At 71.2% G+C, this 4,827-nt stretch carries 1 protein-coding gene; it reads right to left on the reverse strand.

What is annotated here, in order from left to right:
• A partial coding sequence (locus ACFZBX_RS36785; protein WP_391538174.1) for an amino acid adenylation domain-containing protein occupies positions 1-4,827 on the reverse strand: 4,827 nt, incomplete at both ends.

Raw genomic sequence — 4,827 nt, forward strand, 5'->3', positions numbered from 1 at the left:
GGACGGGTCGGCGGAGACCGCCTTCAGCAGCCGGGCCCAGCGCTCGGCCAGCGCCTCGATCGTCGACCGGTCGTACAGGTCCGTCGCGAACTCGATGTATCCGGCGACGCCCGTGGGCGAGCCGTCACGTTCGTGGAACTCACCGATGTTGACGAACAGGTCGAAGCGGGAGGTGTCCGTGGCCGCGGGCTGGTGGCTGACCCGCAGTCCCGGGAGCTGGAATTCGGCCTGCTCGTTGTTCTGCAGAGCCAGCATGACCTGGAAGAGCGGGTGGTGTGCCGCGGAACGGCGGGGGTTGAGCTTCTCCACCAGGTACTGGAACGGGACGTCCTGGTGCGCGTAGGCCTCCAGGCTGGTCCGCCGGACCTGTGCCAGCAGGTCGGTGAAGGACGGGTTGCCCGCCGTGTCCGTGCGCAGCACCAGGGTGTTGACGAAGAACCCGACCAGGTCGTCGAGGTTCTCGTCGGTACGCCCGGCGATGCCGCTGCCGATCGGGATGTCGGTCCCGGCGCCGAGGCGGGTCAGCAGCGCGGCCATGGAGGCCTGCAGCACCATGAACACCGTCGCCCCAGCCGACCGGGCCAGCTCGGCGAGCTCGCGGTGCAGGTCGGCGTCGAACGAGAAGGCGCAGACGTCACCGGCGTTGCCGGCGGTGGTGGGGCGGGGCCGGTCGGTGGGGACGGTGACCTGCTCCGGCAGGCCGGCCAACTGATCCGCCCAGTACCGGTACTGGCGGCTGAACGGGCTCTCCGGGTCGCTGTCGTCACCGAGCAGTTCGCGCTGCCACAGCGTGTAGTCGGCGTACTGCACCGGCAGCTGCGGCCAGTCCGGCTCGGCACCCGTCAGGCGGGCGGTGTAGGCGGCGATCAGGTCGCGGGCCAGCGGCGCCATCGACCAGCCGTCACCGGCGATGTGGTGCAGCACCAGCATCAGCACCGAATCCCTCGGGCTGACGGTCAGCAGCTCGGCATGGAGCGGAACCTGGACCGACAGGTCGAACTCGTGGCGCGCGGCCCGGTTCAGCTCGTCCTGGATCCGGTCCTCCTCCACGGGGACGGCGTGCAGGCCGATGCGGGACCGGTCGGGATCGAGGATGTACTGGCTGCCCTGTCCGTCGACGTCCCGGAAGACGGTGCGCAGCGCCTCGTGGCGTGCGATGACGTCGTTGATGGCGTCCTGCAGCGCCTGCCGGTCCAGGTCACCGGTCAGCCGCAGGGCGAGCGGCATGTTGTAGGTGGCGGAGGGGCCTTCCAGCTTGTGGATGAACCACAGCCGCTGCTGGGCGAACGACAGCGGGATGGCCTCGGGCCGGGTGGCCGGCGCCAGGGCGAGCCGTGTCTGCCCGTGTCCCTCCGCCAGGCGCTCGGCCAGCTGGGCCACGGTCGGAGCCTCGAAGAAGGCCCGCAGCGGGGCCTCGATGCCCAGGGTCTTGCGGATGCGGCTGATCAGTCGGGTGGCCAGCAGCGAGTGACCGCCCAGGTCGAAGAAGCTGTCGTCGACCCCGACACTCGGCCGTCCCAGGACCTCGGCGAACAGCGCGCACAGGATCTCCTCCCGCGGGGTGCGGGGGGCACGCCCGGTGGAGACGGGGGCGTGGTCGGGAGCCGGGAGAGCCGCGCGGTCGATCTTCCCGTTCGGGGTGAGCGGGATGCGGTCGATGACGATGACGGCGGCGGGAACCATGTAGTCCGGGAGCTGCTGCCGCAGGTCCTGTCGCAGCTGCGGCAGTGCGGGCTCGCCTCCGCCGCCCGGCACGATGTAGGCGATCAGGCGGACGTCGCCGGGCTGCTCCTCGCGGGCGACGACGACGGCCTGGGCGACCTCGGGGTTCCGGGTGAGCGCGGCCTGGACCTCGCCGGGCTCGATCCGGAACCCGCGGATCTTCACCTGGTCGTCGCTACGGCCCAGGTACTCCAGCTCCCCGCCCCGGTTCCACCGCACCAGGTCACCCGTGCGGTACATCCGGCCCCCGGCCGCACCGAACGGATCCGCCACGAACCGCTCGGCACTCATACCGGGCCGGTTCAGGTAACCACGGCCCACGCCCTTGCCCGCGACGTAGAGCTCGCCCGCGACACCCGGAGGAACCGGCTGCAGGTACTCGTCCAGCACGTGGAGTCGGGCGTTGGCGATCGGGTGTCCGATGGGAGCGCGCCCGGCCGCGAACGGCCGGCTGATCGTCGCGTACACAGTGCACTCCGTCGGCCCGTACGCGTTGATCATCCGACGGCCCGACGACCAACGGTCCACCAGCGCCGGTGGTGTGGGCTCACCGATCATGCCCAGGACGTTCAGCTCGGCGAGTTCGGCCTCGCTTCCCTCGGGCAGGCTCGCGAGCCGCGAGGCGGTGATGAAGGCGTGCGTGATGTGCCGGTCGGCGATGACCCTGGCGAGCTCAAGGCCCGCCAGGCGACCGCCGGACGGCAGCACGAGGGTCGCGCCCGCGGCGAAGGCCATGAAGATCTCGACCACGGCGGGGTCGAAGCTGGGCGAGGCCAGTTGCAGGACGCGGCTCTCCGGACCGGCCTCGCACCGCTCGACCGCGGTGGCTATGAGGTCGGCCAGCCCGGAGTGGGCGATGACGCTGCCCTTCGGCCGGCCGGTGGAGCCGGAGGTGTAGAAGGTGTAGGCGGTGTTCGCCGGGTTGAGCGGTGCGATCCGGTCCGCATCGGCCGGGTCGCCGGTCGGCTGCTGGTCCCACAGCTCGGCCTGGGACTCGATCGTGAGGATCTCGCTGCCGGCCCCGGCGGCACTGCCGAGGTCCTCGCTCAACCGGTCGGTGGTGAGCAGCAGGGCGGGGGCGGCATCGGCCAGCATGTACGCGATGCGGTCGGCCGGGTAGTCCGGGTCGACCGGCAGGTAGGCGGCACCCGCCTTCGCGATGCCCAGGATCACGGCGAGCTGCTCGGCGCTGCGCGGCAGCGCGAGGCCGACGAGCTGCTCCGCGCCGATGCCCCGGCTGATCAGCCAGTGCGCGATCCGGTTGGCACGGGCGTTCAGTTCCGCGTACGTCAAGGTCGCGTCCCCGGCCTCCAGGGCGGTGGCGTCGGGAGTGGCCCGCACCCGGGCCTGGAACAGCTCCGACAGCGTGGCGTCGCCGATCTCGGGCCGGGGGGTGGCCGCCCAGCCGCGCAGCTGGTGGCGCTCACCCGGGGTGAGGATGTCCAGCGACCCGATGGGCCGGGACGGGTCGGCGGCGACCGCCTTCAGCAGCCGGGCCCAGCGTGCGGTCAGCGCCTCGATCGTCGACCGGTCGTAGAGGTCGGTGGCGAACTCGACCGTGCCGGACATGCCGGCCGGGGTGCCGTTGTCGTCCCGGTGCTCCCCCAGGTTGATGAACATGTCGAACCTGGACGTGCCCAGGGCCACGCCGGCCGGTTCCGCTTGCAGGTCAGGCAGTTCGAAGTTCGGCTGCTCGGTGTTGAGAAGGGCGAGCATGACCTGGAACAGGGGGTGGTGCGTGGTGCTGCGGTGCGGGTTGAGCTTCTCCACCAGGTGCTCGAACGGGATGTCCTGGTGGGCGTAGGCCTCCAGGCTGGTCCGGCGGACCTGGGCGAGGAGGTCGGTGAAGGACGGGTTGCCCGCCGTGTCCGTGCGCACCACGAGGGTGTTCACGAAGAACCCGATGAGCTGGTCGAGGTTCTCGTCGGTGCGTCCGGCGATCGGCGCGCCGAGCGGGATGTCCGTACCGGCGCCGAGACGGGTCAGCAGCGCGGCGAAGGACGCCTGCAGCACCATGAACATGGTGCTGCCGGAGGAACGGGCCAGCTCGGACAGCGCCTGGTGCAGCTCCGCGTCGATACCGAAGGTAGTGGAATCGCCGGCGTAACTGGCGACGGCCGGGCGGGGCCGGTCGGCGGGCACGGTGACCTGCTCCGGCAGACCGGCCAACCGCTGGGCCCAGTAATCCTGTTGGCGGGCGAACAGGCTGTCGGGATCGGTGTCGTCACCGAGCAGCTCGCGCTGCCACAGCGTGTAGTCGGCGTACTGCACCGGCAGCTGCGGCCACTGCGGCGTGGAACCCTCCAGCCGGGCGGAGTACGCGGCGACCAGGTCGCGCGCCAGCGGCGCGAGCGACCAGCCGTCACCGGCGATGTGGTGCAGCACCAGCATCAGCACCGACTCGCTCGGGTTGACGGTCAACAGCTCGGCGTACAAAGGCACCTGGGCCGACAGGTCGAACTCGCGCCGGGCAGCCTGCTCCAGCACCTGCATGGCGTCGGCCTGCTCGACTTGCTGGACGTGCAGGTCGATGCGGGCCCGCCCGGGATCGAGAACGCGCTGGTGGGGCTGCCCGTCGACGTCCTCGAAGACGGTGCGCAGCGCCTCGTGGCGGGCGATGACGTCGTTGATGGCCTCTCGCAGCGCCTGCTGGTCCAGTTGACCGGTGAGCCGCAGCACCAGCGGAATGTTGTAGGTGGCGGAGGGGCCTTCCAGCTGGTGCAGGAACCAGAGTTGCTGCTGGGCGTAGGAGAGGGGAAGGGGGTTGGGCCGGGTGGTGGGCAGGAGCGGCGGGCGCAGCTCGCTGTTCCGGGTCAGGCGCGGCGCGAGCTTGGCGACGGTCGGCGCCTCGAAGAGCGTCTGGAGGGGCGCCTCGGTGCCGAGAGTGGCCCGGATCCTGCTGGAGAGCTGGGTCGCCAGCAGGGAGTGACCGCCGAGCACGAAGAAGTCATCGTCCACCGTGACAGCCGGCACGCCCAGCACCTCGGCGAACAGGGTGCAGAGGATCTCTTCCTGCGGGGTGCGCGGTGCGCGGCCGCCGGCGGTGGACGTGTACTCCGGTGCGGGGAGGGCCTTGCGGTCGATCTTGCCGTTCGGGGTCAGCGG

The organism is Kitasatospora sp. NPDC008115 (assembly GCF_042957205.1).
Lineage (GTDB): Bacteria > Actinomycetota > Actinomycetes > Streptomycetales > Streptomycetaceae > Kitasatospora.